We start from the raw sequence: 17861 nt of genomic DNA on the forward strand, positions 1-17861 counted from the left end.
GCTGCACTCAAGACCCAGAATTGAATGAAGGTCTTCAACCGGCTGCCTTTTCGCCGCTTTGGTTCGGCAATGTGCCCACTTCCTTTTCGTCCATGATGTTCTTAAAATTGATAACCAGCTTGTTGAGATAAAGACCATTCTTCCAGGTATGAGTGTCACTATCAATGTAAAACAGTCCGTAAAGCCCGGTGTAGGGTTCCCGGACCACTACGGTGCCCCCGGAGACATTGGCCGCATTGCCGAGATTATTGATGGTAATCTTCTGTTGCAGGCCATTGTCATCCAGCATGTCCTGAGCTCTCTTTCCGGCATTCTCATCATCTGACTGCCGGATATAGTCTTGCAGCAATCCGTACAGCCCAATGGATTCATCATTTTTGACACGGCGGATCAAATTGTCATCTTTATCGTAGATCGCAATTTGGTTGATCAGGCTCCTTATACTTTCTGAGGTGCTGGCCTCTATGAGATTGGAGCCGCCCTCAATCACCAGAGTCTCATCGGTAACCTTTTTTTCCAGGACATAAAGCTTTGGCCCTTTAAAGACCAGGTAGTATTTCTTCTTGGTCTGGTAAGAGGCCAGGGTGTAGGCAGTTTGGATGATATCATACAGTGTCGAACCAAGGAAATTACGGCTGATTTTAACTCCTGTATCAATGATTTCCCCGATTTCGATGTCAAAATCGGCACAGATCCTTTTGGCAATCGCCTCCGGAGCTTGATTTGTGAATTTATATGAGATTTTGTTGCGTTTGAGATAGATTCCCCGGTCAAAGCAGGTAATATCAATAGTACTGCTTCCTGTATTCTTGGTGCGCTCAAATATATAGCCTTCGAATAATGTGTTGTTGTCCTGTATGAGCAGGATAGAATGGCCCAGCTCGCATTGGAGCGCAGGTATATGCTTGTCAAGAGGAGAGGACAAGAGACTGAAATCCAAGGTTCTGGCACATTGCTGATAGTCTCCGGACCACGTTATCTGGGGGACCAGCTGGCTTATATCGAATGTTCCCTCCGTGTTTTTCAAAAGCAGTTTAACCACTCTGACTGGTCACCTCCCCGATACCAATTGGCTTTTATCCGGCATGTTGAGTATTTGTTCGGGAAATATCAAATGCGGATTTGTTAGGCCATTAGCGTCAGCCACTTTGGGATAGAGATTGGCGTCCCCATAAAACTTTCGGCAGATGGAGCTCAGAGTATCTCCGCTTTCGACTGTATACGCTGTGGGCTTGTCGATGGCTGCGGCGGCAGGTCGGGGTTGGTTCTCAGTTCCGCTTTGCTCAACTTTTACGGCATTTAATTGCCGGTATTCGCGCAGAGTAAGGGTAGCGTAAACATCATGGGTCCCGTCCCGCTCTGAGTAAGCAATGGACTCCACTAAAACAGGGAGATTGACGGGGGTGTTCGGGATAACAAAGCGAATCACTTTGCGTTTATCGCAGAATTTTTGAAAGGTCTTCACATAGGTATAAGGATTCTCATCGGTAAGGGCAAAGGGGTAGGGTTGGGCAGGGAAGAGACAGTCTATTTTGATGGCGGCAAGGGTCCCATAGCCCGCTATATTAACATCACCGAGAGTATGAATATGGATGGTCTCTATCTTTATACCATGGGTAATCGTAAAGGACGGGGGCGTAACGGGAAGCAGGAGTTCCCGGTTTCCATCCTTGAAGATGAATTTTCGCAAACAATTCGCCTCCTTTTTGGGGTAGAAAAAAAGCACCCCCATTGTAGAGCGCTTGTAGGATAAGGACATTCACCTGTTCCTGAAAAGTGGCATAGAATATGGTGTATGTTTATGCGGACTCAAGGTAATTTCTCTCAGTAGGATTGGTGAAATTCCCAAACGTTTGGGAATTTGGAATAAGAAGTATCTAAAAATCAAATGGCCAGTGCTGAGGCCCTCGTCAGGTTCCTGGCCAGCTCACGGGCTACTTTGCTGATATCCGCCTCCTCCCGGATAATGAAGCTGTTGCCGGTGATGCTTATAGTGCTTGACCCGGAACCTTTTAAGGCCCGTGCCTCGCTGGCGGTCAGAACCCGCTCCCCTTCGTGGAGCAGCGCCGGGAAATTATTGTAAGGCACATAGCTTAGGCCATAGGCTTGCTTGCGTCCCCCTCTCATTGATCCGCCGTATTGCTTGTATAATTCCCTCTCTTCATCGGTAAGGCTATCCAACTTCACCACTGAGTTTTCGGCAATTGCCGATGCGGCCCCCCTTGAAAAAACTAACCCCATCTCATACCCGGCATTATGATATTCATCTCTTAAGGCCGCATCGTTTCTGATTCTGCCTACAAGCTTTTTATTCGAGTCTATCATTAATTGCGCCCCATCGCTGGCGTTATACTCATCCTGTGCTATTGCCTGGGCTTCGGCAAGTAGCCCTCCCATCTTAGCTCCGGCTTCTTCAGAGTTGCTTGAGGCATATTCGGTGTATTCTTCATACAAGCCCATAAGTCTGTTTTTAATGTCGTCGCTAAAAATAGAGCTTATATCACCTGTCATAACTGCAGTTACCGCATCTCTTTCATATTGTTCAGATAAATTTTCTAATGACGCCCGCCACTCCCCAATCATGCGGTTAGCTTCTTTTAATTTCTCACCACTCTCCCCCTCAAAGTAATCCGTCTGGGCTTGTAAGCCTTTTTTCCGTTCCTCTGCAAAACCCTCCCCCATGGCTGCATCCATATTATCTCGAGCATTCTCTAAGTTACTCGTAAGTCCTTGGTAGCTTTGATTCAGTTTGTCCATATTCCCGGCATACTCTGCGCCCATATAATCGGCGATTGCTTTAGCGGCCTCGACACCGGAGATTTTCCCTGTGGAGACCATTTCCTGTACCTCAGCTTCGGTTACAGTTTCGGTTACACTGAATGCCTTGGCGAGGGATTCCCAAACCGGGATACGTCTTTCAAGCAAGGGATTCAGGAGCGCCTGTGTGGTTTGCTCGCTGGACCTCAGACGCCCCAAACTGGCGGCTACGTAGTTCATGTCCTCACTGCTCATACCCAAAGCCGTTCCGGCATCTCCGATTTTGGTAAGTTCCTCAAATAATTCGTCTTGCTTATAGCCGTTCTCGATCATCGTCTTGCTTATAGTGGCGAGCTGATCATAGTCAAAGGGTGTGGCTACGGCAAAGCCCGCCATCTCCGCCAGGAAATCCTTAGCAGCCGCATCACTGCCTAAGAGGGTTCCAAAGGATAGCTGTTTTTGTTCGCGGTTTCCTGCAATGCTTATTCCATGGGCCAGTGTATCTTCCTGGGATTGCTTGATGGTATTATACTGTTCCTGCACATAATCTTTAAAGGCATCGTCCTTTTTGTTATTGATGGATGTTGTACCATTTATCAGACCTAATCCTAAACCTGCAGCTATTCCGACGACTGTTCCAATAACCGGGGGACCAACCGCTGATCCTATCGCCGCGCCTGAAATCACTCCACTCAGCGCATTTTGAAACATAGTACCTGCATCTGAGCCATATGCGCTGGTGACATGCGCATTCGCAATTTGTGTCACGGTATCTTCCAAAAGCTTTCCCGCCCCTGCTGTTGCCAGCTCGCCCAGCAAACTTTTGCCGGTGCTCCATCCGGCCCCTGCCCGGTGTTCGCTTTTGCTTATTGCTCCGGTCAAGCTAAGGATATCTTTCTCCGCTTGATGAGCACTATCTGAGACTAAATCGAAGTTTCTTCTGACATTCTCATAATTCGCATTGCTTAATTCCATAAACATCTTATCAAAAGCATCTCCGGTTGAGGCAAACTGCTTTTCTGCTTTTTGTAACGTTTGTTGTGCCTTGTCCATGTCGACCTTAAGACTGATTTTTGTTTTATTTAAAGCATCCAGTTTAGACGAAAGACCCGTAAGATCCTTACTAAAGGACTGGTTAGCATTGCGTATCGTGGTAATCGCCTGAGTATAGTTATCCTGAGCCGAAATGTTTATACTAATATCACGAGACATATTTGGTATCCCCCTATTGCTTTACGTAGATGGGAAAATGGTACAATAAATTTATTTCTCTGACCGTTGTTCCATGTGTTTTTCAAAGAAGGCTCTTATCATCACCTTTTCTCCTGGAGGCAGGTTGTAATAAGAGCCTGGTGTTATGTTCTTCTCGATAAATAAATAATACATAAGCTGGATCTCAGGATCTGACTCTATTTTTTTTTAACCTCTTCTACCGTAGTAACCCGATAGCCGCTCAGTTTCTCGATTTCCCGGGAAATATCCTCGATTTCGCCTGGAAGAAGCATGGTTTTGATCATTTCCAAGGGCGTAACCGCATTATATTTTTGCTTAAGATCCTCGGACTTCAGATCGGGGGAGATCACACCGGCCAAGAGAATGTGAACTTCCATATCGCCGCCGGCATGACTGTTTTTAATCTCAGCCACCCGGTTGAAGCTGAGGGCCCGTAACCGGAAGATGATATCCCCGCCGCAGGCTTTGCTCAACCGCTTTAACTTAATCTCTTTCTCCGGCATATTGGGCCGCTCCCCTTTAAGCAACAGCTCTAAGGTATCCATTATCTCGCCTCCACAGCGTCAAGAAGTTCATAATCCGTAAAGGTAAAGGGAGCCTCGATCTTTCCGTTGGTGGCTACTTCCCAATCGGCCAGAGTCAGATCGTCGAAGCTTACATTTTTCAGTACAACCCGCTCAGCGCCATAGGCATCCGGGTCATTCAGCTTGGAGATCACCACAAAACGCAAATCTTTGCCGTTGCGGATCGAGGCGCCAATAGCGTTAGCCATCCGGCTGGAGACCTTGTGCATCCGCAAGGAGCCTGTGCAGCTGATACTGGAGACTTTCTTATCCGTAGCCATCCGACCGCAAATTTGCACATCTTCTTTATTAAAGCTTACTTTAGCCTGCATACCATAGCATTCGCCCACATAGGCGTTATCCAGCCAAACTTCCAACATGTTATCCTGCGGGCTGTTTTATCCCACAGTTCTATATGTTTCCACATAGTTCAGACTATATCTTCACCCGTTAAGGGTGGCGGGTACTCGTGTTGGGTTTATTGGTTGCCTTCCTCACCCATTAGTCGTTGCACCTTCCAGGCTACTTTCGGGCTTCGCCTGACTCGGCTCAGAGTTGCCATAGCATAACAAAAGAAGTGCTCATAAAGCACTCCTTAGAATCAAATTAATCTCATCAATTTGAGTGTATGGTATTCTTAATAATGCAATGCCGTAACGAGAGCAGAATTCGTCCTTTATTTTCTCACTTCTTTTAATTGATGCAAGTTTTTCTTGGGCATTGACCCATCTTCCAACTTTATAATGCAATTCTCCATCGTATTCTATTAACAGTTTCAGTTCTCCCTTATCATTGAATACGGCGAAGTCAAAAGGTAAATAACTTTTATGTTTGCAACGTTCATCTCGATATTCTCTTACAAAGTTATAACTATGTTCTATGTTCGACTAAAAAGTCATAAATTCTTTTTTCACCTTTTGATTCAGCGCAGTGTGGGCATCTTACTCCTTGCAGAAAGTTGCCAGCTCGCATACTAAATTCTCGACCACAAAAGACATGTTCAAACTCAATGTGCACGGCATCACCTTTATATTTCCCCAAGACCTTATATTCATCTTCGACCAAGGATTTAACCTCTTCAACATATTGCTCGTGGGTCTTTTTCCTTAGGTCTCCAATTCGGCCATATCCACATATCGGACAGGTATGACCAGCTAAAACGTGTTTTGGTGAAGCTTCAAAAGTATGTCCGCAGTTTATATTCCTAAATAGCACCTTTTTACTGTTGTTTACATAGTCGCTTAAAGCCACACAGGCACCGTTTGTTTTATCTTTTAACCGGTTAACAAACTCCCTGTGCGAGTTAGCATTACATCTACCGATATGCTGGTGCGCGCAAATAAAGCATCTTCTCCCCCTTTGGAATGAATTCCATGTGGCTTGATAGATATGCCCTTTATTGCATTTAATGTCGAGCTTAGTATGCGCATTGATGTAATCCGCAGAGAGTAATTCGTACCCTTCAAGATGGAAATAGGCACACAACTCTGCTACATTTTTCTTTTTTGACATTGAAACAGCACCTCCGAAAGTGCGTTCGATAATTAAATTGTAGGAAGAAGGCTCGGAAAACCTTCTTGTTCAATGGGATTCGCGATTCCTATATGTTTATAATACCATACTTTTGTTGCTATACCTTAGGTTTTCTCTGAATTCTCCCGCTTTATTACCTGATTATTACTAATCAGGAGGGCAAAGTTTCACCCCATGTACCAGACATTACTCTTTTCGCACTATCCATTTGTCCATTCCTCCTTAAATCACAATATCCAGATCGATATCCTCAATAGCATCCAGGATCTTGATGCTGGCTTTGAGGTAGACCTTATCCCCGGTGTTGGCCTCTTTGATGTCCTGCTCGGACAGAGCGGAGGTATCCACCCCCGCGGACTGCAGATAAGCTTCCTGAGCTTCGGTATCGATACCTACCGAGCTGGTTCCTGGCTGCAGGATTCCGTCCAGCTCCAATTGAGCGAAATAGCCGCTGATCGCTGTGATCAGCAGGCATTTGTTATCGTAGCTATTGGCATATTTGCCGATATAGTTATCCTGAGCGGTCATCTTAATATCGTTGCGGATCATATCCACAGCTTCCACAATCTTGATCTTCTTAAATATTTCGCCTTTGTCAGGGTTAGACGTTTGCAGGCTATTCACTCCCCGCCCGACTTTAACTTTCTCACTATCGTGGAAAATAATAAACTCACCACGGTCAATTGCTGTATCCATGTCCGCTTTGGCCAGCCTGGCCACATCGGTAACCTCAGGCAGTGGAGCATAAGTGCAGCTGATGGTCAGGGGAGTACCGGCAATCAGCCCGGCAATCCGGGAGCAGTAGCCCGAGGCGTCGTAAGTAGCTGTTCCCACTTGAATGCCGGAAGTTGTGAAGTTTACAACTGCTTCACTATCTTCAGCCTTGTGGGGCAGCACGGTTTTAGGTGTCAATCCATTGGCACGTTGAGCGGCTACCCATGAGGCAATCTCTGTCGCTTCGGCAGCATCACAGTCCAGGGGACCGACGACATAATCGAAAGTCTGCGTAGCTAAATAGTTTAAAGCGGCGGCAAGGTTCTCAGCCGTATCAGGCAGTACATAGACAAGCACCTTGCGCGGCGGGTGCACATAGCCCAAAAACGTGCGACTGATATAATCCTTATTCAGTGTTCCCAGAGCTGCGGGGATCTGGGTCACATTGGTCAGTACATGCATCCCTTGAGCGGTCGTAGCAGCGTCCTTTAAAATAATGGCAACGGTTCCCTTTTGCGAACGTTTAATAGCAGCAGCAGCCGTTGTCTTAAATTCAATATTGATGTTTGGGAGTCCCAATGTTTATTCCTCCTTTATGGCCGTATAGACCTCTTTCATTAATGGTGTGATATCCTGCCCATCTGAACAATCCTCAAAGTATTCAAACTGCAGATCCACATAGGCTTGATCAGCGTTGCGGCCTCCTGGGCTGGCCGCGACAGAGATATTTCTGTCTTGGACGGATAGATAACCGGCGCGGAAAAGATCAAGCACACTTTGCTGGGTCAATAAGAGATTGGCTGTATTGTCAGGCTCATCACCCGTGATATCAAAGCAGGTAATAGTAAAATAGACTGTCTCCCGGACGGTCCTGCAATTCACCGGGGAACGGTCCGCCGTCACAAGTTCAATCATGAAGCTGGGGCGCGCCAAGTGCTCCGGATGGAGATCCATGTAGATCGTATGGTCAGGGTAGTTCTCAGCCAAAAGCTGCTGGATCCCAGCCATAATGTGAATATTGTTTAAAATGTTGATCCCCCCTCAATGCGTTTTCCTATATTCTCCGCAAATTTTTGAGCTAAACGGAGCGCTTTGGCTTCGATAATAATAGGGGAGGTGTGTTCGCCTGCTTCTTCCGTCAGTTTCTCCAGATCTTCAAGAAGTTTATGGTGAGCTTGGGGCAATTCCCTGTGTAACTGATATAGGTCATTTGTGAAAGCGGCAAATTCTTTCTCATTCACGCTCACACCTTGTCTCGCCTCCTTTTTTGATCTCTGAAATATTATTCAGCCGTCTTTCTCTACCTTGGGCCCCTTGGCCGGCGTCATGCCGACTTCGCCGGAGCTATTCGTCTGTACTCAACGGTCCATATGAAGTTGCCAAAGAACAAGGACTGTTAAAAAGAGCTTAGACATTGACATGCGTCTGAAAATATTCTAATATTAGAGCATAATACAAACGCAAAAGTTGGTTGAGCGACCGGACTTCTCAATAACCCAAGCTGTTGGGACCATAATATCTGAAAATAAAACGTAAGTCAATAGTAAATCTGAATATTTTACGTAAATATTTTTCTGGAGGTGCTCTTTTTTGTTAGAAAGGATTCAGAGTTTATGTAAGACTCACAAGATAACCTTAACTCAGCTGGAAAGAGAGCTTGGCTTTGGGCGGGGCGCCCTATACAAATGGACCAAAAGCTTTCCGACGGCAGACAATCTTCAGAAAGTGGCCGATTTCTTTAAGGTATCCACGGATTATTTGTTGGGAATCTCACCCTTCACCAATGCCAAGGAAGCGGGATGCTCGATTCGTGTTGCCGGAATGAAAGCAGCCCTTGATAGTCCTCAAAATAAGAAGCTTATCTGGGATGCAGCCAGGATTAATATTGATTCAGGTTTTTGGTTCAAAGACAGTACAAGAAAATACATAGAAAGCCTGCTCAAAAAAGAAGCGTTTACCGATGTTGAATATTACGACCTAAGCCTTTTTGTGGTTTGGGAGCTGATCTTACCCCCCGATTTCAGGGAGAATGCTCCGGTTGTTTTTGTCCTCTGGGGGCAAAGTATTACTTTCTATCTTGATTACTGGTCTATCCCCAAACTCACCATTGAGGATGAAGAGAGTAAGATCTTCTACAAAGAAGGTCCCGACGATGTTAATGGAGAAGTTTCGAACGAGTACACTCTGTCCGAATTCATTGACAGACCCACGAGACACTTAGCCGCCGAAAGTGTCGAAGAACAAGACCCTTTGACCGGCAGCTACGAACCGGAAACCATAGCCGCTCATCACGACGGGGAAGAGTGGACCGACGAGGAATTAGCGGAAATCGAGAGGTTCAAGGAATTTGTGCGCTCTAAAAAGCGGGATAAATAGAGGTGAAGATATGACTTTGTACGAAACCCTTTGCGCTGAGCTGGCTCAACAGGAAGTGGGAGTTTATGAAGTCTCTCTGCTGCCCAAAATTAAAGGCTTATATTGCGATAAAATAATCTGGCTTAACCGCAACATCGAGACAGAACGGGAAAAAGCCTGTACCCTTGCTGAAGAGCAGGCCCACTACCTTACTTCAGTGGGAGATATTCTGGACCAGCATAAAGTTAGGAATCGGAAGCAGGAGCGATTGGCCAGACGCATGGCTTATGAAAAATTAATCCCTCTCCAGAGCTTTGTGGGGGCTTCCAGAGAGGGGATCAGGAGCAGATATGAATTTGCTGAATATATGGACGTGACGGAAGGCTTCCTGGAAGATGCTTTAGCTTATTACAAGGAAAAGTACGGTCCGCGCGTTGAGTTGGCAAATTATCTGATTTGCTTTGAGCCGCTGGAGGTTATAGAGCTATTTGATGAAAGGTAGTCATTCACCATTATTTTTTTCAATCGGTTTCCTGTGATTTATTAATTGCTTATTTCGAACTCGCTTATTGCGATAAGCATAAAAAATTGTTATGATAGGGAAGAGGAAAAAATAAATATTTAGAAAACGGCGTTATTATTTATACCAGGCATAAATTTTTACTATTTCCAATTCTTCGAAACATTCGGTGGATCAGAAGGGAAGTAAAATGGGCGACAATCGCATGACCGTACTTAAGGCGATGGCTTTCGGGACAAGTATTGCGACCACTCTGGCCGGACTGGTCGGGGGAGGATTTGTGCTGGGGCGTTTTCTTGATCAAAGATTCGGCACTCAGCCTTGGCTCTCACTTCTCTTGATGATTTTAGGTTTAGGATTGGGAGGATGTTATTTGGTTGTTACACTGAGAAAGTTTGGCGTTATGGATGACAAAAAATAATTTAATCCTCCTGCTGGTAGGAACCTCTTTCATTCTTATGGGAGTGGCAGTGACAGGCAATTCCAATCTCTTAGGTGCGCTCCTGGGCTATGTACTAGGTTTTTTGCTTACTTTTTGGTTACATAGGGATACTCTGCGCAGCGTGGATGACGAAGTGGTTATCGCGATTAAACGCATGCGTCGGAGTTTTTTTGCGCGTTTGGGCATGATAACTTTGGTGGTTGTTGCAGTGGGCCGGTTCCAAGCGGCCTGGCTGTTTCCTTTGGCTTTGGGTATAGCCCTGGGCCTGGCAATTTCTCTCATGGCAAGCATAAAGAACATTTTAAGCAGTGGAAAGGGGTGAATTGATAGACAATGCATGAAACGATATTGTGGGAAATCGGGGGCATGACACTCCATGGCAAAACCCTGATCATGACTTGGATAGTTATGGCAATTATCATAGTTTTTGTACTCTCTGGGGTTCGGCATCTGACCAGCGGTAAGCCGGGAAAAATGCAGAATGTCCTGGAGTGGATGGTTGATTTTGTTCGCAAGCTCATCTCAGACAATATGGACTATGAAAAAGGCAAGCCCCTTCTAGGTTACTTAGTTACTCTGATTTTATTCGTCTTTACATCCAATGTGTTCGGCTTGGTGCCAAACTTTACTTTTGGTCTTTTGCATAACGTGGAGTTCGCCAAGTTGAACGAGATCTTCCATGGGGCAGCGTTAATGTCGCCAACCGCCGACATCAACACCACGATGGCTTTAGCCTTGATGACTATGGGTCTAGTTTTCTATATGGGAATAAAACATAAAGGCTCTCATTATTTTCATCATTTTTTAGAGCCCCATCCGGTATTTTCGCTGATTCACGTCATTGACTTATTGTCCAAGCCAATGACCTTAGCCTTCCGTCTTTTTGGGAATATCTATGCCGGGGAGGTTCTTATCTCCGTCATTCTGATGCTTCCTGGTATTTGGGTATTAGGCGGAATCCTGCCGGATACCATCTGGCTGGCCTTCAGCGTCTTCATCGGGGCGATCCAATCCTTCGTCTTTACGGTCTTGACCACAGCCTATGTGGCTCAAGCGGTGGCTGAGGATTAAGAATTGGCATCCACTCTTCGTTTATTTTCAGTGCTGAAATATGCACTGAGGAATAATACTTAAAATTTTATTGGGGAAATAAGAAAGGAGGAAACTCTGTGGACGTATCTGCTGCTGCTGCACTGGGTGCAGGGATTGCTGCTGGATTGGCAGCCCTCGGAGCTTCACTTGGTAATGGTAGTGTTATCACGAAAACTGTGGAAGGTATTGCCCGTCAGCCTGAAGCTAAAGGGGCTCTGCAATCCACCATGTTTATCGGTGTCGGTCTGATCGAGGCTTTGCCTCTTCTGACCTGGGTACTTGCCTTACTTCTCATGTTCACTAAGTAGTCTGCAATACATGGGCGAGATCTTAAGTCCCAGCCCGTCAAGAACAAGGGGGAACACTAAGTTCCCCCTTGAAAAAATCATCGATGGACAAGACTTGAGAGGGGGGTAAATATTGAATCCCATACATTTTGATTTAACATTGGTCGTCCAGGTCTTATCTTTTTTGCTCTTGGTTTATATTCTCAGACGATTCGCTTGGAATCCCCTCATCAATATGATGGAGGAGCGCCGCAGTCAGATTGAGGCTAACATCGCCAATGCCGAAAAAGAGCGCCTGCAGGCTGAACAAATAAAGCGCGAATACCAGGAAGAAATGCGCAAAGCCCGTCAAGAAGCTCAGGAAGTTATTGCCAAAGCAACCAAACTGAGCGAGCAGCGAGCTGCCGAAATTCTCGCCGCTGCCCATGGCGAAGCCGAAAAGATTAAACAGTCGGCTTTGGCTGATATTGAACGGGAACGGGATCGGGCCATTGCTCAGGTCCAAGCACAAGTCGCCGATTTATCTGTGGCTGTCGCTGAAAAAATTATTCGTAAGAACCTGGATGTCAGAGGCCAGGAAGATATGATTGAGCAATTTATTCAAGAAGTAGGGGAATTGCCATGTTAAAGGGAGCGATAGCTCAGCGGTATGCCCAAGCCTTGTTTGAACTTGCCGTTCAGGAAAACCTGGACGCTATCGAGGCTGAACTTCAGGAGCTGACACAGTGTGTTGAACAGAATGCTGAGGTAGCCCACGTCCTTTATCATCCGCATATTTCTCTTTCCGAGAAGAAAGATCTGATGAACAAGATTTTCGCCGGTGAATTAAGTGTTACTGTGCGAAATTTCCTCAACCTGCTGATCGATCGCAGAAGGCAAAACTATCTTCTGGAGATTGCCCGGGTATTTGCACATCTGGCTGACGAAGCCCGCAATATTGTGGAGGCTAAAGTCTACAGTGCAATTCCTCTGAGTGGGACTCAAGAGCAGCGTTTGCATCAGGAGTTGGCCCGCATGACCGGAAAGAATGTACGGATGGTTAAGGAAGTGCGTCCGGAGCTGATCGGCGGTGTCATGATTCAGATCGGGGACCGTGTGATGGATGGAACCGTGGCCTTTAAATTGCAGAGGATTCGCCAAAGCCTCAGCCACGCTTAAAAGGGTCGAGAGAACCTCAAAAAATAGGGGTGAATAGACGAAGATGAATTTACGTCCAGAAGAAATTAGTTCAATCATCAAACAGCAAATTGAACGTTATGATAGTGCAGTGGAGGTAGTGGATGTAGGTACCGTAATCCAGGTAGGAGACGGAATCGCCCGGGTTCATGGTCTGGAAATGGCTATGTCCGGCGAACTTCTGGAATTCCCCGGGGGCATTTACGGGATGGCCATGAACCTGGAGGAAGATAATATTGGCTGCATTATCCTCGGTAAATTTACTGAGATCAGAGAAGGGGACCAGGTCAAGCGGACAGGTCGTATTGTGGAAGTTCCGGTAGGAGAAGCCATGATTGGCCGCGTTGTCAATGCCCTTGGTCAACCCATTGACGGAAAAGGTGAAATCAAAACCGATAAATTCCGTCCCATTGAAAACACTGCCCCGGGAGTTGTCTATCGGAAATCCGTTCATGAACCACTCCAAACGGGACTCAAATCCATTGATGCCATCGTTCCCATTGGCCGCGGCCAGCGGGAGTTGATCATCGGTGACCGGCAAACCGGTAAAACAGCGGTGGCCGTGGATACCATCATCAATCAAAAAGGCAAGGATGTTATCTGTATCTATGTCGCTGTAGGACAAAAAGCCTCTACGGTTGCCGGGGTGGTAAAAACCCTGGCAGATCATGGCGCGATGGATTACAGCATCGTGGTTTCGGCCACGGCCTCCGAGCCTGCTCCCATGCTTTATATCGCACCCTATTCAGGATGCGCCATGGGTGAAGAATTCATGTACAACGGCAAGCATGTTCTGATCATCTATGATGATTTGACCAAACAAGCGGCCGCTTACCGTGAACTGTCCCTGCTTTTGAAACGTCCTCCCGGCCGTGAAGCCTATCCCGGAGACGTCTTCTATCTCCATTCCCGTTTGCTTGAACGGGCTGCCAAACTCTCCCCGGATTTGGGCAGCGGTTCCATGACCGCCCTTCCCATTATTGAGACTCAAGCGGGAGACGTTTCGGCTTACATTCCCACCAACGTTATTTCCATCACTGACGGGCAGATCTTCCTGGAGACTGACCTTTTCAACGCCGGCTTCCGTCCGGCCATTAACGTGGGGATTTCCGTATCCCGGGTTGGCGGCTCCGCACAGATTAAGGCGATGAAACAGGTGGCCGGACAATTGCGCTTGGATTTGGCTCAGTATCGTGAGCTGGCGGCTTTTGCCCAGTTTGGCTCCGACTTGGATAAGATCACCCAAATGCGCCTCACTCGCGGAGAGCGCATGATGGAAATTCTCAAGCAAAAACAATATGAACCTATGGTCGTCGAAGAGCAGGTCGTTGTTCTCTATGCAGCGGTTAAAGGCTTCTTGGACGATATCCCGGTGGATAAAATCAAGAGCTTTGAAGAAGAATATCTGCGCACCATGCGCACCACTAAAGCTGATCTCCTCGCGAAAATCCGCACGGAAAAAGCCCTTAACGATGAGCTGAATGCTGAGATTGAGAAGGCTATCACTGAGGTTAAGGAAGGTTTCTTAGGGTAATTTTGCCCATAAAGTTTTTCATGCGGAATAACGAATAAAGGGGGTAGGTGAACCAGGTGGCAAGTGCACGTGATATACGACGCAGGATTCGTGGCGTACGGAATATGCAGCAGATTACCAAAGCCATGAAAATGGTGGCTGCATCCAAATTACGTAAAGCTCAGGAAAAGGTCATCGCTGCCCGCCCTTATGCCCGCCAATTACAGGAAGTTCTGGCACGTCTTGCTCAGGATCAAGCGGATGTAACCCATCCTCTCCTTATGGAGCGTCCTGTGCAGCGGGTAGGCTATATCATCATTACATCGGATCGAGGCCTCTGCGGAGGGTATAATACGAACCTGATTCGGATGACCAATAGTAGTATTGCAGAAGAAACTCACGACGTAAGACTCGTTGCCGTTGGACGCAAAGGGCGAGATTTCTACCGTCGTGGCAAAATTGAGACCATTGCCGAATTCGTAGGGCTAGGCGATAACCCATCCTATGGACAGGCTAAGGAAATTGCTCAAGAAGTGATCGGTCTTTATGAAAGCGGAGAATTAGATGAAGTCTATCTCCTTTATAATGAATTCGTCAGTGCAATTTCCCAACGTCCCACCCGGATCAAGCTTCTTCCCATTGAAAAGCCTAAGCAGGTGTCCAACACGGAGTATATTTTTGAACCTTCCGCCGAGGAGATTCTAACCACTCTCCTTCCTAAATATGTGGAGACTCAGGTATTCCGCACCTTGCTCGAAGGCAAAGCCAGTGAGATGGGAGCAAAGATGACCGCGATGGGGGCTGCAACGGACAACGCTAAAGAGGCTATCGAGCGGCTGACCCTGCAGTTGAATCGTGCTCGCCAAGCGGCGATTACCACGGAAATTTCCGAAATTGTCGGGGGCGCCAGCGCTCTCGAATAATCCAAGGCCAAAACGCAAAAAGGAGGTTTCTCGCCTGTGAATATCGGCAAAATTGTGCAAATCATGGGAGCGGTAGTTGACGTAGAGTTTGCTTCCGAGGCACTGCCAGAGATTTATAGTGCTGTTAAAGTCACGGTTCCCGAGAAGAAGATCGATCTCACCCTTGAGGTCGCTCAGCACTTGGGCAACAATACAGTACGCTGTGTGGCCATGTCTTCTACCGACGGCCTGCAGCGGGGCATGGCAGCTCTCAATACCGGAGCTCCCATCACTGTACCTGTAGGACCGGCGACTTTAGGGCGTATTTTTAATGTTCTAGGAAAGGCCATTGATAATGGGGAAGAAGTCCACACGGACACCTCTTACCCCATTCATAGACCTGCTCCAGCCTTTGTGGACCAAGATCCTTCAACGGTCATGCTGGAAACAGGGATTAAGGTTATTGACTTATTAGCCCCCTACTCCAAAGGGGGTAAGATCGGACTTTTCGGTGGTGCGGGCGTAGGTAAAACCGTATTGATCCAAGAGCTGATCAATAACATCGCCATGGAGCACGGCGGTCTCTCTGTTTTCGCCGGCGTCGGCGAGCGGACCCGTGAAGGAAACGACCTTTGGAACGAGATGAGAGAGTCCGGGGTTATCGACAAAATGGCCATGGTTTTTGGTCAGATGAATGAACCCCCCGGCGCCCGTTTGCGGGTAGGACTGACCGGATTGACCATGGCGGAATACTTCCGTGATGTGCAGAACCAAGACGTGCTGCTCTTTATCGATAACATCTTCCGCTTTACCCAAGCGGGTTCTGAGGTTTCCGCCCTCTTGGGACGGATGCCTTCGGCGGTGGGTTACCAACCTACCCTGGCCACCGAAATGGGTGCCCTTCAGGAGCGGATTACGTCCACCCGGAACGGCTCCATCACCTCCGTACAGGCCATTTACGTGCCTGCGGATGACTTGACTGACCCTGCTCCGGCTACCGCCTTTGCTCACTTGGATGCCACCACGGTTCTTAACCGTGCCATCTCTGAGAAAGGGATTTATCCTGCGGTTGACCCCTTGGATTCCAACTCGCGGATTCTTTCCCCGCAGATTATTGGTGAAGAGCATTATAAAGTGGCCCGCGATGTCCAGCAGATTCTGCAAAAGTATAAAGAACTTCAGGATATTATCGCCATTCTCGGTATGGATGAGCTTTCGGAAGATGAGAAACTCGTCGTCTCCCGTGCCCGCCGGATTGAGCGCTTCCTGTCCCAGCCCTTCCACGTGGCTGAGGTCTTCACAGGATCACCTGGTAAATATGTTCCGATTAAGGAAACCATTCGGGGCTTTAAAGAAATCGTGGAAGGTAAACACGATAATCTGCCGGAAGCAGCCTTTCACATGGTGGGAACGATTGAAGAAGCTATCGAAAAAGCCAAAGCATTGGGGGCATAATTATGGCAGGGACGTTTACACTCCGTGTCGTTTCCCCGGAAGGCAATGTGCTTAAAGAAGAAGCGGAATTTGTGGTACTGCCCGGGGGAAACGGTGAAATCGGGATTTTGCCTAATCACGCACCTTTGATTTCCTCCATCGAAATCGGTGTTATTCGCTACACGGTTAATGGCAAAGTAGAAAAAATAGCCACCTCCGGAGGATTCGTGGAAGTATCGGATAATAAGGTAACTATTTTAGCCGATACAGCGGAACCCGGTGAAAAGGTTGATCTGGATCGCGCTCTGGCAGCTAAAGAGAGAGCCGAAAAACGTCTGACTCAGAGAGAAGGAATTGATGTCCGACGTGCTGAGCTGGCCCTCATGCGTGCTGTAGCAAGGATCAACGCAGCTCGGAATCAATAGGCATATTTGGAAAAGAGGTTGTCTCTAAACCAGAGTAAAAGCAGTTTTACTCGTCTGAGGCAACCTCTTTCTTTTTGGTTTAGATTGGTTATATAAGGATGAAGAATATTTTAATTCCTGGCAAAAAAACCGTTATCTTTTCATGGCTTTGGCAAAACTAGAATTAAAGAGAGCAGAAAGCTGAACGAAAAGATAAGGTGTGAGGATATAGTGAAGAGAACAGCGTCCTTGACGTATTTTCGAAATACCCCCTTAAGCGCCCAATTGCTGATCGTATTATTAGGAGTTGCCGTATTTAGCCATGCTTTTCTATGGAATCAAGCATTTTCTCCCGCAGTGAAGGCACAGGATAAGCATCCCTTACTATTAAGTACAGGGCTGCTGGAGGCCCAGGAAGCAGAATTGCGCATCATCCTTTGGTTTGCAAAAGGTAAACCTCAGGAGAATTTTCTTAACAAGCTGCCGCAAGAAGGTTGGGTCTGGCAGGAGTCTCATCCCGCCAATTCAATGAGTGCAGGTTATTCCCTGGCCGGATATACCAGAATTAGTCAGAAGTCGGAACAAGCCGTTTTTTCATGGTACCAAGGATTGGTACAGGATGTCGGCCAAGCAGGCGGCATCGCTTACCTTGATGAAAGAGTCCCGGAAGGGATGGATATAGCTCACTATGCTTTGCAACAGAATATTCTTCCCCGGCAATTTTCCTTGTCTGAGAGTGTCTCTTCAGTGGCAGGCTGGCAAGAATCCTTGTTGCCGAGAGTTGTTGCGGGTAACGATAAAGTCAATATTCAAGTGATCAGCCAAGGGTATGGTCAAGGCAGGACCGCCTTGGCAATACCGGTTTTGCTGGAAGAATTTTAAATCATGGCTAAACCCGGTAATAAGCAGGAAATTCGGGTGCTTGAAGAGAATATA

Annotated in this window: 21 protein-coding genes and 1 pseudogene; 13 read left to right on the plus strand and 9 right to left on the minus strand. The window is 47.1% G+C overall.

The window, feature by feature from the left end; translation table 11 throughout:
- Positions 1 to 34 precede the first annotated feature (34 nt).
- The 9 genes from DESLBE_RS17495 to DESLBE_RS17535 all read right to left on the minus strand — a co-directional run bounded on the left by DESLBE_RS17495 (position 35) and on the right by DESLBE_RS17535 (position 8041).
- Positions 35 to 1042 (minus strand): hypothetical protein, encoded by a 1008-nt coding sequence (locus tag DESLBE_RS17495; RefSeq protein WP_018305350.1) that lies wholly within the window; start codon positions 1040 to 1042, stop codon positions 35 to 37.
- Between the two features lie 9 nt (positions 1043 to 1051).
- Positions 1052 to 1690: a LysM peptidoglycan-binding domain-containing protein gene (locus DESLBE_RS17500; RefSeq protein WP_144677713.1), complete on the minus strand. Its 639-nt coding sequence runs from the start codon at positions 1688 to 1690 to the stop codon at positions 1052 to 1054.
- Between the two features lie 194 nt (positions 1691 to 1884).
- Positions 1885 to 3969 carry a tape measure protein gene (locus DESLBE_RS17505; RefSeq protein WP_144677714.1) on the minus strand — a complete coding sequence of 695 codons (2085 nt, stop codon included), beginning with the start codon at positions 3967 to 3969 and terminating at the stop codon, positions 1885 to 1887.
- Positions 3970 to 4166: 197 nt separating this feature from the next.
- The gene (locus DESLBE_RS17510) at positions 4167 to 4535 is read right to left on the minus strand and encodes a hypothetical protein (RefSeq protein WP_015945477.1); all 369 of its coding nucleotides are present in this window, start codon (positions 4533 to 4535) and stop codon (positions 4167 to 4169) included.
- The gene (locus DESLBE_RS17515) at positions 4535 to 4933 is read right to left on the minus strand and encodes a phage tail tube protein (protein WP_015945476.1); all 399 of its coding nucleotides are present in this window, start codon (positions 4931 to 4933) and stop codon (positions 4535 to 4537) included. Before DESLBE_RS17515 ends, DESLBE_RS17510 begins: the two co-directional genes overlap by 1 nt.
- 490 nt (positions 4934 to 5423) lie before the next feature.
- Positions 5424 to 6065 carry a hypothetical protein gene (locus DESLBE_RS17520; RefSeq protein WP_243131335.1) on the minus strand — a complete coding sequence of 214 codons (642 nt, stop codon included), beginning with the start codon at positions 6063 to 6065 and terminating at the stop codon, positions 5424 to 5426.
- Positions 6066 to 6308: 243 nt separating this feature from the next.
- On the minus strand, positions 6309 to 7379 hold the full coding sequence (locus tag DESLBE_RS17525; RefSeq protein WP_144677715.1) for a phage tail sheath C-terminal domain-containing protein: 1071 nt from the start codon (positions 7377 to 7379) through the stop codon (positions 6309 to 6311).
- 3 nt (positions 7380 to 7382) lie between these two features.
- Positions 7383 to 7808 carry a DUF6838 family protein gene (locus DESLBE_RS17530; protein ID WP_144677716.1) on the minus strand — a complete coding sequence of 142 codons (426 nt, stop codon included), beginning with the start codon at positions 7806 to 7808 and terminating at the stop codon, positions 7383 to 7385.
- A 14-nt stretch (positions 7809 to 7822) separates the two neighbouring features.
- Complete coding sequence (locus tag DESLBE_RS17535) at positions 7823 to 8041, minus strand: hypothetical protein (protein WP_242954612.1); 219 nt, start codon at positions 8039 to 8041, stop codon at positions 7823 to 7825.
- 349 nt (positions 8042 to 8390) lie between these two features.
- Between DESLBE_RS17535 and DESLBE_RS17540 the strand changes: the two genes are divergently transcribed.
- The 13 genes and pseudogenes from DESLBE_RS17540 (at position 8391) to DESLBE_RS17600 (ending at position 17807) form a co-directional block, all read left to right on the plus strand.
- Positions 8391 to 9176 (plus strand): helix-turn-helix transcriptional regulator, encoded by a 786-nt coding sequence (locus DESLBE_RS17540; protein ID WP_144677717.1) that lies wholly within the window; start codon positions 8391 to 8393, stop codon positions 9174 to 9176.
- A gap of 10 nt (positions 9177 to 9186) precedes the next feature.
- On the plus strand, positions 9187 to 9657 hold the full coding sequence (locus tag DESLBE_RS17545) for an ImmA/IrrE family metallo-endopeptidase (protein ID WP_005815457.1): 471 nt from the start codon (positions 9187 to 9189) through the stop codon (positions 9655 to 9657).
- Between the two features lie 208 nt (positions 9658 to 9865).
- Complete coding sequence (locus DESLBE_RS17550) at positions 9866 to 10096, plus strand: AtpZ/AtpI family protein (RefSeq protein ID WP_015945472.1); 231 nt, start codon at positions 9866 to 9868, stop codon at positions 10094 to 10096.
- Positions 10071 to 10439: a hypothetical protein gene (locus DESLBE_RS17555; protein WP_172625447.1), complete on the plus strand. Its 369-nt coding sequence runs from the start codon at positions 10071 to 10073 to the stop codon at positions 10437 to 10439. Before DESLBE_RS17550 ends, DESLBE_RS17555 begins: the two co-directional genes overlap by 26 nt.
- 11 nt (positions 10440 to 10450) lie before the next feature.
- Entirely contained in the window at positions 10451 to 11188 is a 738-nt protein-coding gene (atpB, locus tag DESLBE_RS17560) for a F0F1 ATP synthase subunit A (RefSeq protein WP_015945470.1), read from the plus strand.
- A 98-nt stretch (positions 11189 to 11286) separates the two neighbouring features.
- A complete protein-coding gene (gene atpE / locus DESLBE_RS17565; RefSeq protein ID WP_005815466.1) occupies positions 11287 to 11517 on the plus strand; it encodes a F0F1 ATP synthase subunit C in 231 nt (76 codons plus the stop codon).
- Between the two features lie 112 nt (positions 11518 to 11629).
- Positions 11630 to 12124: a F0F1 ATP synthase subunit B gene (gene atpF / locus DESLBE_RS17570; protein ID WP_011462233.1), complete on the plus strand. Its 495-nt coding sequence runs from the start codon at positions 11630 to 11632 to the stop codon at positions 12122 to 12124.
- Positions 12118 to 12701: pseudogene (locus DESLBE_RS17575) on the plus strand (F0F1 ATP synthase subunit delta). Before atpF ends, DESLBE_RS17575 begins: the two are co-directional and overlap by 7 nt.
- Positions 12698 to 14206 (plus strand): F0F1 ATP synthase subunit alpha, encoded by a 1509-nt coding sequence (gene atpA, locus DESLBE_RS17580; RefSeq protein WP_005815472.1) that lies wholly within the window; start codon positions 12698 to 12700, stop codon positions 14204 to 14206. Before DESLBE_RS17575 ends, atpA begins: the two are co-directional and overlap by 4 nt.
- Positions 14207 to 14262: 56 nt before the next feature.
- Positions 14263 to 15108, plus strand: coding sequence for an ATP synthase F1 subunit gamma (atpG, locus tag DESLBE_RS17585; RefSeq protein ID WP_015945468.1), 846 nt, complete (start codon positions 14263 to 14265; stop codon positions 15106 to 15108).
- Between the two features lie 36 nt (positions 15109 to 15144).
- Positions 15145 to 16542, plus strand: a complete 1398-nt coding sequence (gene atpD / locus DESLBE_RS17590; RefSeq protein ID WP_072772285.1) for a F0F1 ATP synthase subunit beta — start codon at positions 15145 to 15147, stop codon at positions 16540 to 16542.
- A gap of 2 nt (positions 16543 to 16544) precedes the next feature.
- The gene (locus DESLBE_RS17595; protein ID WP_144677720.1) at positions 16545 to 16946 is read left to right on the plus strand and encodes a F0F1 ATP synthase subunit epsilon; all 402 of its coding nucleotides are present in this window, start codon (positions 16545 to 16547) and stop codon (positions 16944 to 16946) included.
- Between the two features lie 210 nt (positions 16947 to 17156).
- Positions 17157 to 17807, plus strand: a complete 651-nt coding sequence (locus tag DESLBE_RS17600; protein ID WP_015945465.1) for a hypothetical protein — start codon at positions 17157 to 17159, stop codon at positions 17805 to 17807.
- Positions 17808 to 17861: the final 54 nt, after the last annotated feature.

The sequence above is a fragment of the Desulfitobacterium sp. LBE genome (genome assembly GCF_007830365.1).
GTDB classification, from domain to species: Bacteria; Bacillota; Desulfitobacteriia; order Desulfitobacteriales; family Desulfitobacteriaceae; genus Desulfitobacterium; species Desulfitobacterium hafniense.

What these genes read in the sequence shown, in the direction of transcription:
- DESLBE_RS17545 (WP_005815457.1), top strand. Translation starts at nt 9,187, where the DNA reads ATGACTTTGTACGAAACCCTTTGCGCTGAGCTGGCTCAACAGGAAGTG.
- atpB (WP_015945470.1), top strand. Translation starts at nt 10,451, where the DNA reads ATGCATGAAACGATATTGTGGGAAATCGGGGGCATGACACTCCATGGC.
- DESLBE_RS17550 (WP_015945472.1), top strand. Translation starts at nt 9,866, where the DNA reads ATGGGCGACAATCGCATGACCGTACTTAAGGCGATGGCTTTCGGGACA.
- DESLBE_RS17515 (WP_015945476.1), bottom strand. Translation starts at nt 4,933, where the DNA reads ATGTTGGAAGTTTGGCTGGATAACGCCTATGTGGGCGAATGCTATGGT.
- DESLBE_RS17595 (WP_144677720.1), top strand. Translation starts at nt 16,545, where the DNA reads ATGGCAGGGACGTTTACACTCCGTGTCGTTTCCCCGGAAGGCAATGTG.
- DESLBE_RS17510 (WP_015945477.1), bottom strand. Translation starts at nt 4,535, where the DNA reads ATGGATACCTTAGAGCTGTTGCTTAAAGGGGAGCGGCCCAATATGCCG.
- DESLBE_RS17530 (WP_144677716.1), bottom strand. Translation starts at nt 7,808, where the DNA reads ATGGCTGGGATCCAGCAGCTTTTGGCTGAGAACTACCCTGACCATACG.
- atpA (WP_005815472.1), top strand. Translation starts at nt 12,698, where the DNA reads ATGAATTTACGTCCAGAAGAAATTAGTTCAATCATCAAACAGCAAATT.
- DESLBE_RS17520 (WP_243131335.1), bottom strand. Translation starts at nt 6,065, where the DNA reads ATGTCAAAAAAGAAAAATGTAGCAGAGTTGTGTGCCTATTTCCATCTT.
- DESLBE_RS17505 (WP_144677714.1), bottom strand. Translation starts at nt 3,969, where the DNA reads ATGTCTCGTGATATTAGTATAAACATTTCGGCTCAGGATAACTATACT.